Source organism: Polaromonas sp. P1_F2 (assembly GCF_056405735.1).
The window spans coordinates 332,860-348,928 of sequence record NZ_JBFUBN010000002.1 but is presented as its reverse complement, the minus strand read 5'-3'; the positions used below and the strand labels follow the sequence as shown (position 1 = coordinate 348,928).

Genomic DNA, 16,069 nt, shown 5'->3' with positions numbered 1-16,069 from the left:
TAGCCTTCCCAAAAGCCACAAAGATAACCATGTCCCAGCGCCGCCTGTTCGTCACCACCGCCCTGCCCTATGCCAACGGCAATTTCCATATCGGCCACATCATGGAATACATCCAGGCCGACATCTGGGTGCGTTTCCAGCGCATGCAGGGTAATGCGGTGAACTTCGTGGGCGCTGACGACGCCCACGGCGCGCCCATCATGATCGCCGCCGAAAAGGCCGGCAAGACGCCGCAGCAGTTCGTGGCCGACATCGCCGCGGGCCGCAAGCCCTACCTGGACGGCTTCCACATCAGCTTCGACAACTGGCATTCCACCGACGGCCCGGAAAACCACCAGCTCGCGCAGCAGATCTACCTGGACCTCAAAAAAGCCGGCCTGATCGCCACCAAAACCATAGAGCAGTTCTTCGACGCCGAGAAGAACATGTTCCTGCCCGACCGCTTCATCAAAGGCGAATGCCCCAACTGCCACTCCAAGGACCAGTACGGCGATAACTGCGAGGTTTGCGGCGCGGTGTATGCGCCTACCGACCTGATCAATCCCTACTCGGCCCTGTCGGGCGCCAAGCCGGTGCTCAAGAGCTCGGAGCACTTTTTCTTCACGCTGTCCGACCCGCGCTGCGTGGAGTTCCTCGAAAAATGGACGCAGGACGGCAAGCTGCAGCCCGAGGTGGCCAACAAGGTCAAGGAATGGTTCTCGGTGCGCGAGAACGCCGACGGCACCAAGAGCGAAGGCCTGGGCGACTGGGACATCAGCCGCGACGCGCCCTACTTCGGCATTGAAATCCCCGACGCGCCGGGCAAGTATTTTTATGTCTGGCTGGACGCGCCGGTCGGCTATCTGGCCTCGCTCAAGAACCTGCTCGAAAAGCGCGGCGAAAACTACGACGCCTACATGGCCACGCCCGGCCTGGAGCAGTACCACTTCATCGGCAAAGACATCGTCACCTTCCACACACTGTTCTGGCCGGCCATGCTGCACTTCAGCGGCCGCAAGACGCCCGACAACGTGTTCGTGCACGGCTTCCTCACCGTGAACAACGGCGAGAAGATGAGCAAGAGCCGCGGCACCGGGCTGGACCCGCTCAAGTACCTGAGCCTGGGCATGAACCCCGAGTGGCTGCGCTACTACCTGGCCGCCAAACTCAATGCGAAGAATGAGGACATTGACTTCAATGCGGATGACTTCATGGCGCGGGTGAACAGCGATTTGATCGGCAAGTACGTCAATATTGCGAGTCGCGCGGCAGGTTTTTTGACCAAGCGATTTGAGGGAAATCTGCTCACCCATTTTGGCCAAGACGGCACAGCTCTACTTGAACGCCTTCATGCTTCCAAAGATGTGATCGCTGCTCTGTACGAACAACGCGAGTTTGGCAAAGCGATTCGCGAAATCATGCTTCTTACGGATGCTGTCAATGTTTACGCAGATGCCACGAAGCCGTGGGAGCTTGCCAAAAAGATTGAAGATAAAGATCGCTTGCACGAATCATGTTCCGTGCTGATCAATTGTTTTGCTGTTTTGACACGGTACCTGGCACCGATTCTTCCAAACGTTGCAAAGTTCGCTGAAAGCTTTGTTGGCTCGTCAATGAGGGACTGGACCGTCGTTGGGATGATTGAAAAGATCTCTCCCTATCAACACCTGATGCAGCGCGTCGACCCCAAGCAGCTCGAGGCACTGTTCGAACCGCCGGCCCAGCCCGAAGGCGCGCCGGCCGCGCCTGCGGATTTGCCGGGCGGCGAGGCCATCGCCCCTGCCATCACGATTGACGACTTCGCCAAGGTCGACCTGCGCATTGCAAAAATCGTCAACTGCGAAGCGGTCGAAGGCTCGACCAAGCTGCTGCGCCTGACGCTGGATGCCGGCGAAGGCCGCATGCGCAATGTGTTCAGCGGCATCGCCTCGGCCTACAAACCCGAAGACCTGGTCGGCAAGCTCACGGTGCTGGTCGCCAACCTGGCGCCGCGAAAAATGAAGTTCGGCATCAGCGAAGGCATGGTGCTGGCCGCCAGCCATGCCGATGAAAAAGCCCAGCCGGGTATTTATGTGCTGGAGCCTTTGCCGGGCGCGATGCCGGGCATGCGCATCCACTAAATCCCGGACAGTCGGGCGTTTTCGCTGCCCGGGCTTCGGCCTGCCGCCGCGCTGATAAAGCGCAGGCCGGTGCCGGAACGGCCCGACAGCTCCCTCAGCACATCGCCCATGGCGTGCAGCAACTGCTCGGCGTCGGGCTGGTTGAAAGGCGCCTCAGCCACGGCAATCCTGAACTGCATCATGGTGCCGGGCGGCAGGCTGGGGCTGTCGGCCAGGCCGCGGGCGATCAGGCGCTGCGCCATCTGCGTGAGTTCGTCGCGCGTGAGGTGGCCCTGCAGGATCAGCAGAAAATCGCCGTCGCGGTGCCGCGCCACGGTGTCGCCGTCGCTGGCCACGCCCGCCACGCAGGCCCCGGCCTGCACCACCGCGCTTTGCGCCGCTTCCATGCCGTAATCCTGGCGGATGTCGATGGCATTGCCCAGCCGCACGCGCATCACCGCGCCGGCGCCCGGGTCGCGCCGCTGGCGCACCAGCAGGGCGTCCAGCCGCAGCAGCAACACGCGGTGGTTGCCCAGCCCGGTCAAGGGGTCCACGCGCGTGAGCGCGCCGACGCGGGCCTGGTTGTCTCGCTTTTCGCGGCTGCGCAGGTACAAGGCCACCACCAGCAGCAGGATCTCGAATGCCGCGCCTATCTGCGCGCCGTACTGCGTGGCGACACCCAGCGGCAGCAGGCCCTGCGTGCGCAGGATGGGAAACACCGAACCCACCGTCAGGCAAACCATGGCGGCCAGCACCCACATGCCGACCAGGGGCCGGCGCCACACATACCAGCCGGCCACGCTGAGATAGACGGCCATGCTGCCCAGGTAGTAGGGCGTGGCCAGGTTGAAAGAGGACTTGTTGCCCATCACCAGGAATGCCGCCAGGATGCCCGCGCCTATCAGCGTCATCATCAGCAGGCCGCGCGACAGCCAGGGTGCGTCGCGGTCAACCACCATCTGCCGTAAAAAGAGGTGCAGCAGCGCGGCGGTGGCCAGCGTCATGGCGACCGGCGCGCTGTCGTTCCACCAGGCGCTGCCCGGCCAGAGGAATTCACCGGCCAGCCCGGTCAGCGCCAGCTGGCCCGCGGCCACCACCAGCACATAGCCCGCGAAAAAAAGATGGATGCCGTCGCGCCAGGACACGGCATGCAACGCGCTCATCAGCGCGATCAGCAGCACCAGGCCTATGTACACCCCGAGCAGCAGGTGCGCCTCCTTGGACTGTTCGTGGAAGCTGTCGGGGTCGGACAGTTGCCACGGCACGCTGATGGGATAGTTGTGCGCCACGCGCAGGTAGGTGGGCCGGGTTTCGCCGGGCTGCAGCAGGAGTTCGAACGCCGGCGTCAGATGGCGCACCGGCCAGGCCGAGACGGGCACCGCGTCGCCGGAGCGCTCGAGCTGCCAGGCGCCGGCGCCGGATGCCCCGGCCGCGGGTCGGTACAGGTCCACGCTGTCCATATTGGGATGGGGAACTGTGAGCATGAGTGGCGTGGGCTCACCGACCGCCGGCAAGGCCAGCCGATACCAGAGCGCCGCCCCGCCCCCGGTGGGCATGATGGCCCCTGACTCGACGGGACTGCCCTCACCGGCATCAAACTTGCTGCGTACCTGCTCGAAGCTGAGGGTGCCCACGCTGTCGACCAGCACCCGGCCCTCGCCCATGACGCCGCGCCCGGCCTTGAAAGGGCCAGTCACCGCGGCTGCGGGGTTTGCGGCGGGGATACCGGCGGGAACGTCTACCGCTGGGGAAACAGGAACTTCCTGCGCCAGCGCCATGGCGTGGGCCAGCAGCAAAGCGGCCAGGAAGGCGGCAAGGGATGGCAAGCGCGGCAGTACCAGCGAAGAAACAACAACAGGCAATCACGTCCCCCGAGAAAAGCATGTCGAACATGCCGAGGCGTATCCTGACCTAAGCGGCAAGCTTTGAGTCCGTAAGCCCCCAAAAAAGTAACTAATTAGAACTAATTAATACCTTTAATGTAACGAATCTTTACATTGCGAACAATGGAAAAAAGTCACGCAAAGGACGCTTCGTCCACCCACCCACAGCGCCACAATCGGGGACCCATGCACTGGCCCGCCTACCTCGCGTCCTTTCGTCCTCGCCTGTTTTCAGCGCTGGCGGGCTACACGCGGGAGCGCTTTCTGAAAGACGCCGGGGCCGGCGTCACCGTCGGTATTGTGGCCTTGCCGCTGGCCATGGCCTTTGCGATCGCGTCCGGCCTCAAGCCCGAGGCCGGCATCTGGACGGCCATCATCGCCGGCGCGCTGATCGCGTCACTGGGCGGCTCGGCGGTGCAAATCGGCGGGCCGGCCGGCGCCTTCATCGTGATCGTCTACGGCATCCTCGAGCGCTACGGCCTGGCCAACCTGCTGATCGCCACCGCCTGCGCCGGCGTGCTGCTGTTCCTGCTGGGCCTGCTGAAGCTGGGCACGCTGGTGCGTTATGTGCCGGTCAGCATCGTCGTGGGTTTCACCAACGGCATCGCGGTGCTGATCGCGCTGTCGCAGGTGAAGGATTTGCTGGGCCTGGTCGTGCCCAAGATGCCGGCCGATTTTTTCTCGCAGATCAAGGTCCTCGGCGGCCACCTGGACAGCTTCAACCCTTATGCGCTGGGCCTGGGCCTCATCTGCCTGCTGGGCCTGTTCATCTGGCCCCGGCTGTTCGACACGCAAGCGCGCGGAGCCGGCGGCTTCACCATGCGACTGATACGCATGATGCAGGCGGTCGAGGGCGTGCAGCTCAAGCGCGCCACGCGCATGGCCTCGCGCATGCCCGGCCCCATCGTGGCGCTGGTGACACTGACGGCCTTCACCTACGCGCTGTCGCTGCCGGTGGAGACCATAGGCACGCGCTTCGGCGGCATCCCGCGCGCCCTGCCCTCCTTCGCGCTGCCGGATTTTTCCTGGGAAACGGTGCGCCTGCTGGTGGCGCCCACCATCACCATCGCGATGCTGGGCGCGGTGGAGTCGCTGCTCTGCGCGCGCGTGGCCGACCAGGTCTCGGGCCTGCCGCGCCACGACCCCAACCAGGAGCTGATGGCCCAGGGCGTGGCCAACTTCGTCGTGCCTTTTTTCGGCGGCATGCCGGCCACCGGCACGATTGCCCGCACCGTGACCAATGTGCGCTCCGGCGCCACGTCGCCGGTCTCCGGCCTGGTGCATGCGCTCACGCTGGTCGTCATCGTGCTGGCCGCCGCGCCGCTTGCCGTGCACGTGCCACTGGCCGTGCTCTCGGGCATATTGCTCTATGTGGCCTGGAATATGGGCGAATGGCGCGAGTTCGCCCGCCTGCCCCAGGCCAGCAACCACTACCGGCTCATCATGCTGGGCACGTTTTTCCTGACCGTGGTGTTCGACCTCACGGTGGCCCTGCAGGTCGGGCTGATCCTGGCCTGCGTGCTCTTCGTCAAGCGCATGAGCAGCCTGTTCCAGGTGGTCGAGGTCTCGCGCGACGCCGACACCGCGAGCTTCCGGCTCTACGGCTCGCTGTTCTTCGGCGCGGTGGCCAAGCTCGACCCGATTTTGAGCGTGGTGGAAAGCGCGCCCAAAGGCCTGGTCGTGCGGCTGGATGTGCAATCGCTGCAGTCGCTGGACACCTCGGGGCTGGATGTGCTCGAGCAGCTGCACAAGGCCATCGTGCTGCGCGGCGGCCGGCTGGTGGTCGCCGGGCTCAATGCCCAGCCGCTGGCTGTGATGGAGCGATCCGGCTTCCTGGCAAAAATCGAGATCGTTTAGGGCCAGGGCCTTTTAGCGCGTGCCGCCGGAGGGGTTGAGGCTCTCCTCGTCAACCGACGCCGTTCCCTTGACCTTGAGGTCGGGGTCAAACACCACGGTGAAGATACGCGCCGTCGATGGCGGGTTCAGGTAGCGCCAGTCGTAGTGGGTTTCCTGCTTGAGCGCGTAAGGCGTGACCTTCATCGGCTTGCCCAGCATCTTGCGCACCTGCTCCATGCGCATGCCGGGCAGCACCTTCTCAAAGTTTTGTGGCGTCAGCACCTGCCTGAGCGCGCTCATCTTGCCGTCGGCGCCTATCGTGATCATGTAATTGACCTGGCCCTGCGGCTGGCGGTTGTATTCAAAGGTGCGGGCGCCGGGCGCCGCGGCCGCGCCGGGCAGGGGTGTCTCGGCCATGTCGGCCGCGCTCCAGATTTTTTCGGGCTCGCCGAAGCGGGCGCGCACGTCGGCTTCGGTGGCCACGCCTTCCTCGAGTTCGGCGATGCGCTGCGGGTCGCAGCCCACCAGGCCCAGGACAAATGACAGCAGACCCATACAGGCAAGCACCCTTCTTGATAAAAAGGCGGGGGGAAAGCCCTTTTGGCCTGGTAACAAGGCCGAAAAGGACGAAAACAAGGAAGGCATGGCAGACCCCGGTAAAATCAGCCCACTATACGTTTCAGGCAGTTTAGACCCCATGGCCCTCCTCAACATCTTCCGCCGCTCCGACTACACCTCCGACACGACGCAATTCATCGACCAGCTCAAGGCCCAAAAGCCCACGCTGGAGGCCGAACAGCGCGCCGGGCGCGCCCTGTTGTGGGACAAGAACCTGGACCGGACCGAGCAGGCCGAGTACGGCGAGGCCCGCGTGCCCCAGCAGCCTTACGTCTACGGCACCAGCAGCCACCCCAACGGCAAATAAGGGCGCCACAGCCCTTCGCGACGACCGCAGCCGCTGCTTTTTTCATGTCCCAGCCCCATTTCCCCCCCGCTCCCCAGGAACTGCCGCCGCCCGCCGGCCTGGCGCAGCCTGAGGCGCCAGGCGCGGACATGCCCGCGGTGATAGACCAGGTCGCGCTGGCACGCCTGTATGGCGAGCCGCTGTTTGCCATGCCGCACGACCTGTACATCCCGCCGGATGCGCTGCAGGTTTTCCTCGAGGCCTTCGAGGGCCCGCTGGACTTGCTGCTCTACCTGATCCGCAAGCAGAACTTCAACATCCTCGACATCCCGATGGCGGCGGTCACGCGCCAGTACCTGACCTACGTCGACGAGATCCGCGCCACCAATCTCGAGCTTGCGGCCGAATACCTGCTGATGGCGGCCATGCTGATCGAGATCAAGTCGCGCATGCTGCTGCCGCCCAAAAAAGTGGCCGAGGGCCAGGAGCCCGAAGATCCGCGCGCCGAGCTGGTGCGCCGTCTGCTCGAGTACGAGCAGATCAAGCTGGCCGCCCACAAGCTCAACGAAGTGCCGCAGTTCGGCCGCGACTTCCTGCGCGCGCAGGTCTATGTCGAGCAATCGCTGCAGCCGCGCTTTCCCGACGTCAACGTGGTCGACCTGCAGGAAGCCTGGCGCGACATCGTCAAGCGCGCGCGCCTGATCCAGCACCACGTGATCAGCCGCGAAGAACTCTCGGTGCGCGAGCACATGAGCATCGTGCTGCGCAAGCTGCAGGGCCGCAAGTTCCTGGAGTTCGAAGAGCTGTTCGACGCCGCGCGAGGCATGCCGGTGCTGGTCGTGACCTTTATCGCGCTGCTCGAGCTCTCCAAAGAAGGCCTGCTGGAAGTCACGCAGGCCGAGGCCTTCGCACCCATTTATGTGCGCCTCGCGTACACGCCGGCCTGATATTGCCCCCACGGTCGCTCACTGCGTGTAGCTCCCTGCCCCCCGAGGGTGCCGCTGCGCCTGCGGCCCGGCAAAGCCGGTTCCGCGGCCCCTGCTGGTTTAGGTACCTGACACCATGAGCTCTCACAACCCGGATTTGCGTACATTCGACGTCCTCATCATCGGCAGCGGCCTGGCCGGCCTGGCCGCCGCGCTGCTGCTGGCCCCGGGACGGCGCGTGGCGGTGGTCACCAAACGCGAACTCAATGACGGCTCCAGCGCCTGGGCCCAGGGTGGCATGGCCGCGGTACTGGCCGAGGGCGACACGCTGGCGCAGCACGTTGAAGACACCTTGATCGCCGGAGCCGGCCTGTGCGACCTGCCGGCCACGCAGGCCGTGGTCCACGGTGCGCCCGAGGCCATCGCCTGGCTGCGTCAATTGGGTGTGGCGTTTTCGGAAGACGGCGAACACCCGGGCGAGCTGCACCTGACCCGCGAAGGCGGCCACAGCCAGCGCCGCATCGTGCATGCGGCCGACGCCACCGGCGCAGCCGTGCAGCGCACGTTGATGGAGCGGGTACGCGCCACGCCGGGCATCACGCTGTTTGAGCACCACATGCTGGTCGACCTGATCACCGACCGCCAACTCAAGCGGCCCGGCAAACGCTGCCACGGCGCCTATGTGCTCGACACGGCCGGCGGCCAGGTGCTGACCTTCAGTGCCGGCCAGACCATCCTGGCGACCGGCGGTGCGGGCAAGGTCTACCTCTATTCCACCAATCCCGACACCGCCACTGGCGACGGCATTGCCGCCGCCTGGCGTGCCGGTTGCCGCGTGGGCAATATGGAGTTCATCCAGTTCCACCCGACCTGCCTTTACCACCCCGAGGCCAAATCTTTTCTGATCACCGAGGCCGTGCGCGGCGAAGGCGGCAAGCTGCTGCTGCCGCCCTCGGCCGGCGGCGGGCGCTTCATGCCGGCGCACGATGCGCGTGCCGAACTCGCGCCGCGCGACGTGGTGGCACGCGCCATCGACTTTGAAATGAAAAAGCACGGCCTGGACTGCGTCTACCTGGACATCTCGCATCAGAGCCCGGCTTTTTTGCAGGAGCACTTTCCCAACATCCTCAAGCGCTGCCTCGAACTCGGCATAGACATCACACGCCAGCCGATTCCGGTGGTGCCGGCCGCGCATTACACCTGCGGTGGTGTGCTGACCGACCTGCAAGGCCGCAGCGACGTGGCGGGCCTCTATGCGATCGGCGAGACCGCCTGCACCGGCCTGCACGGCGCCAACCGGCTCGCCAGCAACTCGCTGGTCGAATGTGTGGTGCTGGCGCGCGCCGCAGCGACCGCGATTGAAGCCGAGGCCACCGCCAAAACGCCTGCCCTGCCCGCCTGGGACGAAAGCCAGGTCACCGACGCCGACGAGGCCGTGGTGATTTCGCACAACTGGGACGAGCTGCGCCGCTTCATGTGGAATTACGTGGGCATTGTGCGCACCACCAAACGGCTGGAGCGCGCGGCGCATCGCATCGCGCTGCTAGATGCCGAGATCCAGGAGTTTTACGCCAATTTCCGCGTCACGCGCGACCTGCTGGAATTGCGCAACCTGGTGCAGGTGGCCGATTTGATCGTGCGCTCGGCCCACGGCCGGCATGAAAGCCGCGGCCTGCACTTCAGCCGTGACTATCCCGGCATCGCCGAGCAGGCGATACCCACTGTGCTGGTGCCGCCCGGAAGCTGATCATTCCCGATTTTTTGTCACCCCCTCTGTGGAAAACTACATGCCTCACCTGATCGTTGAATACTCCAGCAACCTCGCCGGCTTCCCCAAGGCCGAAGTGCTGCGGGCCCTGAACCAGGTCCTCACCGCCAGCCCTGAAATCCAGGACGAGTCCGACCTGAAAACCCGCCTGGTGGCGCTGGACGATTTTGAGATCGGCGCCGCGCCGGCCTCACGCGCCTTTGTGCATGCCCAGCTGCGCCTGCTCTCGGGCCGTACACCTGAAGCCAAGAAAGACCTGGGCGCGCGCATCGCCGAAGTGCTGCGCCGCCTGAGCCCGCGGCCCGCGGGCTTGATGGTGCAACTGAGCGTGGAAATGGTGGACATGGACCGCGCGTCCTACGTCAAGGAAAAGCTTTAAGGCAAGCCGGGTTCAGGCAAGGGTCGCGCCTATCCAGCCCCTGAGGCTTTTCACAAAGGCCCAGGCATCCACCGCGGCCAAGGCGTCGACCCGCACGACCGCTTTGCGATCGAAGAGACTGCCTGCCGTCAGCCGCGACTATCCCGGGATGGCCGCGTCTGCCGTGCTGGTGCCGCCTGCTACCCAGGCGCAGGCGGTTTAAACCGGCTTTGCTTCCTTCTGATCGGCAGCGGCGGTTGATTGCCCAAGCGGCTAAGCCGGCAATGGCGGCCCGCCGTTCCGCTGGCGCCACAGCATCAGGTAGCCCGGTACGGCCCTGCCGTACTCGACGCGGACCTGCATTTTTTTCATGCTCAGCATCTCGAAACCATTGTGCGAACCGGTACGGGTCACATAGTCAAGGGAATGCGTGTAGCGGCCCGTGGCGTGCAGCCGAAAGTCGCGAGCGTCCGGCAAGTCCGGCGCTTTATCGGCAATCGTGTCAAGGGACTCCACGGAAAATGCGAACAAACCACCTGGGCGCAGCAGCCTTTGCGCTTCGCTGAACAAGTCATCCAGCCTTCCGATATAGACAAAAACATCTGTGGAAATCAATATGTCATAACTGAGGGCTGCCTCCTTCTGCATCATGGCGAGTAAATCCATGTGCTCGAGCCGGGAGTAGATGCCCCGAGCCCGAGCCTTCGCAAGCATCTTGCCGGAGAGGTCAACACCCACCAACTCTTTTGCGTAGGGAGAAATCGCTGCGCCAGACAACCCCGTTCCGCAACCGAGGTCCAGCACAGACCATTGCCCCGCGGCCGGAGTGGTCGCCTCACATATGAGGTCAATCAGTTTTTTCGGCGCGTCGTAGCGCAGCGTCTGCACCAGATGCGAGTCAAAGGTTTGCGCATACTCGTCAAACAGCTGCTCGATATACCCGCTGGGAGCGCGGTCGGAGTTTTCCCCCGACATGGCGGCCACCAGATGGGCGACCGGGCTGTCAGGCTCCAATTCGACGATCCGCCGGTAGCAGTTAATCGCGCCTTCTTTGTCCCCGCTCTCCAGGAGAATGTTCCCCAGAAAGCGATGCGCCTCAACATGCTCAGGCTTGAGCTCAATTGCGCGCCGATAGGATGCAATGGCATTTGCACTTTTCCCCGACGCATTCATGGCACCGCCAAGGGCTACATGGGTATCCGCATTCACGGGATCGATGGAAATCGCCTTTTCATAGCATTCAATGGCTTTTTTACGGTGCTCAAGACGGCCGTGCGCATCACCCATGATTTTGTAAGACATCGCCGCGGTGGGCTCCAGCGCCACTGCTTTGCCATGGTAAAGAATGGCGCTTAAAAAGTCCGCCTCATTAAAAAGCAAATTACCCAGGAAGAAGTGAAACTCCGCCGACCGGGGAAATGCAAGGATTGCTTTCTGGATGAGCGCCTTGGCATCTTCAGTCTTGCCGGACTGAAGCAAAAGACTGAAGAGATCGCGATACGCAAATTCAAAATTCGGTTTGAGTTCCAGGGCCCTTGTGAAATGCCGGATAGAGCCAGCCTGGTCATCAACGGCTTTTGACGCCTTGCCCAGCAGGTAATGAACGTCCGCAAGAGCGGGATCTATCGACAGGGCGCGTTCAAGCGCCGCGACGGCCTCCCCGAATTTCCGCTGTTCAATCAAAGAGAACCCCAGGCCCACATGCGCATCAACAAAGTCCGGATTGATCGAAATCGCGTCACGGTAACAAGCAGCGGCCTCGTCAAACTTGCCCAGAGCCAGGTGTTGGTCGCCTTGCCTCTTGAATGCAGAGTCACGGGCAACTACAGGCGGTTCCGATTCAAACCAGGTTTTTAGTTTTTCCAGCACAACTTGCCTTTCAATTCAAAATCCACACGAACCCGGCATATTGTCGCCTTGTCCTGGCGGTTGGGAACCCCCGGGGGCTTTGCCTAGGCAAGCCCAAGGTCCAGCCCGGCGGAAGGTTCCAGATCAGCAGGTATCCAACCCCGCAGGCTGTTGACAAAGGCCAGTGCCCCCACGCGCGGCAAGTCTTTCACGCGCACCACGGATTCTTCCTGGATGCGGCCGTCTTGCAACGCACGGGCACGCCCCACGCCGGCCAGCAAGCCGCAGCGCAGCGGCGGCGTGACCCAACGGCCATCCAGCAGGAAGGCGGCATTGCCGCGCGTGCACTCCGTGAGTTCGCCGTCGGTGTTCCAGAGCAGCGTGTCGAACACCTCTGGCTGTGTGGGCGTGAAGGCGTCATAGTGGGCGCGCCGGGTGGTCTTGCAGCGAACGAATTCGCCCTGCGCTTCGTCTAGCGCACGTACGGCCAGTTGCAGACGCACGCGCGCAGGTGAAGCCGGCAGCGCATGGGCTTCGGCGCGGGCACGCCCTTGTGCATCCAGCAGCAAACGGACACGCCACGCGCCCTGGGTATGTGAGTCGGCCACCGACTGCAATGCGCCCTGCACGTGCCGTGCATCCCACGGGTAGCCAAAGTGCTGCGCAGCTTGGGACATGCGCAGCAGGTGGGCATCCGCATCGCGCAACCGGCCATCTGCGAGGCCCAGCGTTTCCAGCAGCTCGAATGGCGCGCTGGCGCGCTGCACGAATGCCTGTTTGAGTTTCCATTCGCGCCACTCGCCGTCGGCCGTGGCGCCTGAAGTGATGCCGCTACCGATGCCGCAACGTGCCGCGTTACCTCGCAAGGTCACGGTGCGTATCGGCACATTGAAGGTGGCCGCGCCGCCCGGGCGCAGCACGCCCATAGCGCCGCAGTAGGCACCGCGCGGCGCAGCCTCCAACGCGTGAATCGCCCGCATGGCCCGCACCTTGGGCGCGCCGGTGATCGAGCCGCAGGGGAACAGCGCGGCAAACACATCGGCCAGGCTACAGCCGGGCCGCGTGCGCGCCTCCACATCCGAAGTCATTTGCCAGACCGCCGGCAGAGCCTCGGTGTGGAACAGGCGCGGCACACGCACGCTGAAGGGTTCGGCAATGCGCGACAGGTCGTTGCGCAGCAGGTCCACGATCATGACGTTCTCGGCGCGTTCCTTGGCCGAACTGCGCAGGGCCTCGGCCTGCGCGGCATCGTCCTCTGGGTTCGCGCCGCGCGGTGCCGTGCCCTTCATGGGCCGGGCCAGCAGCATACCCTCGCGCCAGTCGAAAAAAAGCTCGGGTGAGACCGACAGCAGTTGCTCCTCGCCGGTGTCGAGGAAGGCCGCATAGCCACCCGGCTGGGCGCGCTGCAGGGCCTGGAACAAGGCCGGCGCGCTGCCCGAACCGCCGTCCAGCACTGCCCGCATCTGCGCCGTGAAATTGACCTGGTAATACTCGCCGGCGGCAATCGCGCGCTGCAGTTCGGCCAAGGCGGCGTCGAAGGCCGGGCGCGCCATCGCTTCTTGCCACTGCAGTTGCGGCGAGGCCTCTTGTATCGGCTGCGGCCAGGGCAGCGCCTCCTCATGCACCGCGAACCAGGCCAGCGGCCCGTCGGCCGGGTGCACCACCAGCGCGGCATCGAAAGCGGGGGCGGCCTCGTAACGCAGATAGCCCACACACCAGGCGCCGCGCTGCGCCGCGGCCTGCGCGGCATCGAGCACCGCGCGCACCTCCTCGGACCGATGTGCCACCAGTGCTTCGCGCGGCGCGCCGAAGGCCTGCCGCAGACGCGGCCCCTCGGGCTGCTGGGGATCGGCGAAGTCGATAAGGGCGGAGAGGCTGCCTGTCACGTCAGGTCAGGCAGCGCCGATGTGCGGCACCAGGCCAGACACCGGCCGCCCCGCCTTGAGGGCTTCGGTAAAGGCCAGCATGCGGTCAATCGGCAGGCGCGCGCGTTGGCCCAGCGCCGCATCGACGGTGATCTCGTTCGTTCCGGTCTCCAGCACCTGCGCCAGGCCGGCCAGGCCGTTCATGGCCATCCAGGGGCAGTGCGCACAGCTTTTGCAGGTGGCGCTGTTGCCGGCGGTGGGCGCTTCGATAAAGGTCTTGCCGGGGTTCAGCGTGCGCAACTTGTGCAGCATGCCGTTGTCGGTCGCGACGATAAATTCTTTGGCATCCATCTCGCGCGCGGCTTTCAGGATGCCGGAGGTGGATCCCACGGCGTCGGCCAGCGCGACCACGTCGGCGGGCGACTCGGGGTGCACCAGCACGCGCGCGCCGGGGTGTTCGGCTTTCAGGGCCTGCAGCTCGAAGGCCTTGAACTCGTCGTGCACGATGCAGGCGCCGTTCCAGAACACCATGTCGGCGCCGGTCTCGCGCTGGATGTAGCCGCCCAGGTGCCGGTCGGGCGCCCAGAGGATCTTCTGGCCTTGCGCTTTGAGCGCGCGCACGATGTCGAGCGCGCAGCTGGAGGTGACCACCCAGTCGGCGCGCGCCTTCACGGCGGCACTGGTGTTGGCGTAGACCACCACGGTGCGGTCCGGATGGGCGTCGCAAAACGCGCTGAATTCGCCGGCCGGGCAACCCAGGTCCAGCGAGCACGTCGCGTCGAGGTCGGGCATCAGCACGCGTTTTTCGGGCGACAGGATTTTGGCCGTCTCGCCCATGAAGCGCACGCCGGAGACCACCAGGGTTTGTGCCGCATGGTCGCGGCCGAAGCGCGCCATTTCGAGCGAGTCCGACACCAGGCCGCCGGTTTCTTCAGCCAGGTCCTGCAGGTCGGGGTGCACGTAGTAGTGCGACACCATGACGGCGTTGCGCGCCTTCAGCAGCTCGCGGATGCGCGTCTTGAGCGCCGCACGCTCGGCCTGCGTGGGCTCGGCCGGCACGCGGGCCCAGGCCTGGTGCGTGCTGCAGGCACCCGCGGCTTCGGGCTGCTCGTACTCGACGCGGATCGGCAAGGTCGCTTGCATGCTCAGGCCGCCTGTGCGTCAAAGCGCATGGAAAAATCGATCGCCCGGACATCCTTGGTCAGCGTGCCGATGGAAATCCGGTCCACGCCGGTTTCGGCCAGGACGCGCAGGCCGTCCAGCGTGACGCCACCCGAAATCTCGAGCACAGCGCGACCGGCGTTGATGCGCACCGACTCTTTCAGGTCGGGCAGGCTCATGTTATCCAGCAGCACCATGCGCGCGCCGGCGTTCAAGGCCTGAGCCAGCTCATCGAGGTTCTCGACCTCGATCTGCACAAAATCGGCCTGAGAAGCGACCTCGGCCGCGCGCGCCAGCACCTGCGCAATGCCGCCGGCCGCCGCGATGTGGTTTTCCTTGATCAGCACCGCGTCGTACAAACCGACCCGGTGGTTGCTGCCGCCGCCGGCCACCACCGCGTATTTCTGCGCCAGGCGCAGGCCCGGCAAGGTTTTTCGCGTGTCCACAATGACGGCCTTGGTGCCTTTGACGATGTCGGCGTAAACCGCCGTTTTACTCGCAACGGCGCTTAAGAGCTGTAAAAAATTCAGCGCCGTGCGTTCGGCCGACAGCAGGGCCCGGGCCTGGCCGCGCACCTCGAACACCACCTGGCCGGCTTCGCAGCGCTCGCCGTCCTTCACATGCCAGGTCAGCTGGGCCTGCGGGTCCAATTGCCGCACCGTGGCCTCAACCCAGGCGGCGCCGCAGACGACGGCGCTTTCGCGCGCCACGACCTGCGCGCGGGCCTGGCGGGCCGGATCGATCAGGCCTGCCGTCAGGTCGCCCGCGCCTATGTCTTCCGCGAGGGCGCGCGCCGCGTCGGCCTGGGCCAGGGCGGCCAACGCTTCGGCCGTGAAATCAAATGACTTTTTCATAAGCAATCTAAGATTGGAAGCACGCCATACCGTGCACTAAACTATTAAATAGAGCCGAAAACTGTCGCAAATGTTACAGCGGCTGACCAGGCGCCTGTATACCGCGATCCGCGCCCACCCGCCCCACAGTGGCGCTTTGCCTCTTGCCCCATTTTCATCGACGCCCACCATGTTCAGAACCCTGCTCAAATCCAAGATCCACCGCGCCGCGGTGACGCATTGCGAACTCAACTACGAAGGCTCCTGCGCCATCGACGAAGACCTGCTGGACGCCGCCAACCTGGCCGAGAACGAACAGGTTCACATCTGGAACATCAACAACGGCGAGCGTTTCATCACCTACGCGATACGCGCCGAACGCGGCAGCCGCATCATTTCGGTCAACGGCTCGGCCGCGCGCCGCGCCGCCGTGGGCGACCTGGTCATCATCGCCGCCTTTGCCCAGGTGCATGAGGAGCACGTCGCGGGTTTCAGCCCCAAGCTGGTCTTCGTGAACCCGGACAACCGCATCAAGGAAGAGCGCTCCACCATCCCGGTGCAGCAGCCCTGAGAATTCCGGCCCCGGCGATGCGCGGGGCCCGGCCTTCC

At 64.6% G+C, this 16,069-nt stretch carries 13 protein-coding genes; 7 read left to right on the top strand and 6 right to left on the bottom strand.

Going from position 1 to position 16,069, the window contains the following annotated elements:
* Positions 1-29: 29 nt before the first annotated feature.
* Positions 30-2,099, top strand: a complete 2,070-nt coding sequence (gene metG, locus AC1D0O_RS05535; RefSeq protein ID WP_477652538.1) for a methionine--tRNA ligase — start codon at positions 30-32, stop codon at positions 2,097-2,099.
* Here the strand turns inward: metG and AC1D0O_RS05530 are convergent.
* The gene (locus AC1D0O_RS05530) at positions 2,096-3,904 is read right to left on the bottom strand and encodes a sensor domain-containing diguanylate cyclase (RefSeq protein ID WP_477652537.1); all 1,809 of its coding nucleotides are present in this window, start codon (positions 3,902-3,904) and stop codon (positions 2,096-2,098) included. The two genes, metG and AC1D0O_RS05530, sit on opposite strands and share 4 nt — an antisense overlap.
* Positions 3,905-4,147: 243 nt before the next feature.
* Between AC1D0O_RS05530 and AC1D0O_RS05525 the strand changes: the two genes are divergently transcribed.
* Positions 4,148-5,818, top strand: coding sequence for a SulP family inorganic anion transporter (locus AC1D0O_RS05525; protein ID WP_477652536.1), 1,671 nt, complete (start codon positions 4,148-4,150; stop codon positions 5,816-5,818).
* A gap of 12 nt (positions 5,819-5,830) precedes the next feature.
* Here AC1D0O_RS05525 and bamE read toward each other — a convergent pair whose 3' ends face one another.
* Positions 5,831-6,352, bottom strand: coding sequence for an outer membrane protein assembly factor BamE domain-containing protein (bamE, locus tag AC1D0O_RS05520; protein ID WP_477652535.1), 522 nt, complete (start codon positions 6,350-6,352; stop codon positions 5,831-5,833).
* 142 nt (positions 6,353-6,494) lie between these two features.
* Between bamE and AC1D0O_RS05515 the strand changes: the two genes are divergently transcribed.
* The 4 genes from AC1D0O_RS05515 (at position 6,495) to AC1D0O_RS05500 (ending at position 9,774) form a co-directional block, all read left to right on the top strand.
* Complete coding sequence (locus AC1D0O_RS05515; protein WP_477652534.1) at positions 6,495-6,722, top strand: DUF3460 family protein; 228 nt, start codon at positions 6,495-6,497, stop codon at positions 6,720-6,722.
* Positions 6,723-6,766: 44 nt separating this feature from the next.
* Positions 6,767-7,648, top strand: a complete 882-nt coding sequence (locus tag AC1D0O_RS05510) for a segregation and condensation protein A (protein ID WP_477652533.1) — start codon at positions 6,767-6,769, stop codon at positions 7,646-7,648.
* 115 nt (positions 7,649-7,763) lie between these two features.
* Entirely contained in the window at positions 7,764-9,374 is a 1,611-nt protein-coding gene (gene nadB, locus AC1D0O_RS05505; protein WP_477652532.1) for an L-aspartate oxidase, read from the top strand.
* A 40-nt stretch (positions 9,375-9,414) separates the two neighbouring features.
* Positions 9,415-9,774: a 5-carboxymethyl-2-hydroxymuconate Delta-isomerase gene (locus AC1D0O_RS05500; RefSeq protein ID WP_477652531.1), complete on the top strand. Its 360-nt coding sequence runs from the start codon at positions 9,415-9,417 to the stop codon at positions 9,772-9,774.
* Positions 9,775-10,026: 252 nt separating this feature from the next.
* Here the strand turns inward: AC1D0O_RS05500 and AC1D0O_RS05495 are convergent, their stop codons facing one another.
* The 4 genes from AC1D0O_RS05495 to nadC form a co-directional block, all read right to left on the bottom strand.
* On the bottom strand, positions 10,027-11,622 hold the full coding sequence (locus AC1D0O_RS05495; RefSeq protein ID WP_477652530.1) for a tetratricopeptide repeat protein: 1,596 nt from the start codon (positions 11,620-11,622) through the stop codon (positions 10,027-10,029).
* 83 nt (positions 11,623-11,705) lie between these two features.
* Positions 11,706-13,487 carry an aminodeoxychorismate synthase component I gene (pabB, locus tag AC1D0O_RS05490; RefSeq protein ID WP_477652529.1) on the bottom strand — a complete coding sequence of 594 codons (1,782 nt, stop codon included), beginning with the start codon at positions 13,485-13,487 and terminating at the stop codon, positions 11,706-11,708.
* Between the two features lie 6 nt (positions 13,488-13,493).
* Positions 13,494-14,609: a quinolinate synthase NadA gene (nadA, locus tag AC1D0O_RS05485; RefSeq protein WP_477652528.1), complete on the bottom strand. Its 1,116-nt coding sequence runs from the start codon at positions 14,607-14,609 to the stop codon at positions 13,494-13,496.
* Positions 14,610-14,611: 2 nt separating this feature from the next.
* On the bottom strand, positions 14,612-15,481 hold the full coding sequence (gene nadC, locus AC1D0O_RS05480) for a carboxylating nicotinate-nucleotide diphosphorylase (RefSeq protein WP_477652527.1): 870 nt from the start codon (positions 15,479-15,481) through the stop codon (positions 14,612-14,614).
* Between the two features lie 169 nt (positions 15,482-15,650).
* Between nadC and panD the strand changes: the two genes are divergently transcribed.
* Positions 15,651-16,031: an aspartate 1-decarboxylase gene (panD, locus tag AC1D0O_RS05475; protein ID WP_007867856.1), complete on the top strand. Its 381-nt coding sequence runs from the start codon at positions 15,651-15,653 to the stop codon at positions 16,029-16,031.
* Positions 16,032-16,069: the final 38 nt, after the last annotated feature.

Excerpts from the sequence above, each read along its gene's own strand:
- nadA (WP_477652528.1), bottom strand. The coding sequence starts at position 14,609 with ATGCAAGCGACCTTGCCGATCCGCGTCGAGTACGAGCAGCCCGAAGCC.
- AC1D0O_RS05500 (WP_477652531.1), top strand. The coding sequence starts at position 9,415 with ATGCCTCACCTGATCGTTGAATACTCCAGCAACCTCGCCGGCTTCCCC.
- bamE (WP_477652535.1), bottom strand. The coding sequence starts at position 6,352 with ATGGGTCTGCTGTCATTTGTCCTGGGCCTGGTGGGCTGCGACCCGCAG.
- metG (WP_477652538.1), top strand. The coding sequence starts at position 30 with ATGTCCCAGCGCCGCCTGTTCGTCACCACCGCCCTGCCCTATGCCAAC.
- nadB (WP_477652532.1), top strand. The coding sequence starts at position 7,764 with ATGAGCTCTCACAACCCGGATTTGCGTACATTCGACGTCCTCATCATC.
- AC1D0O_RS05515 (WP_477652534.1), top strand. The coding sequence starts at position 6,495 with ATGGCCCTCCTCAACATCTTCCGCCGCTCCGACTACACCTCCGACACG.
- AC1D0O_RS05510 (WP_477652533.1), top strand. The coding sequence starts at position 6,767 with ATGTCCCAGCCCCATTTCCCCCCCGCTCCCCAGGAACTGCCGCCGCCC.
- AC1D0O_RS05525 (WP_477652536.1), top strand. The coding sequence starts at position 4,148 with ATGCACTGGCCCGCCTACCTCGCGTCCTTTCGTCCTCGCCTGTTTTCA.
- panD (WP_007867856.1), top strand. The coding sequence starts at position 15,651 with ATGTTCAGAACCCTGCTCAAATCCAAGATCCACCGCGCCGCGGTGACG.
- nadC (WP_477652527.1), bottom strand. The coding sequence starts at position 15,481 with ATGAAAAAGTCATTTGATTTCACGGCCGAAGCGTTGGCCGCCCTGGCC.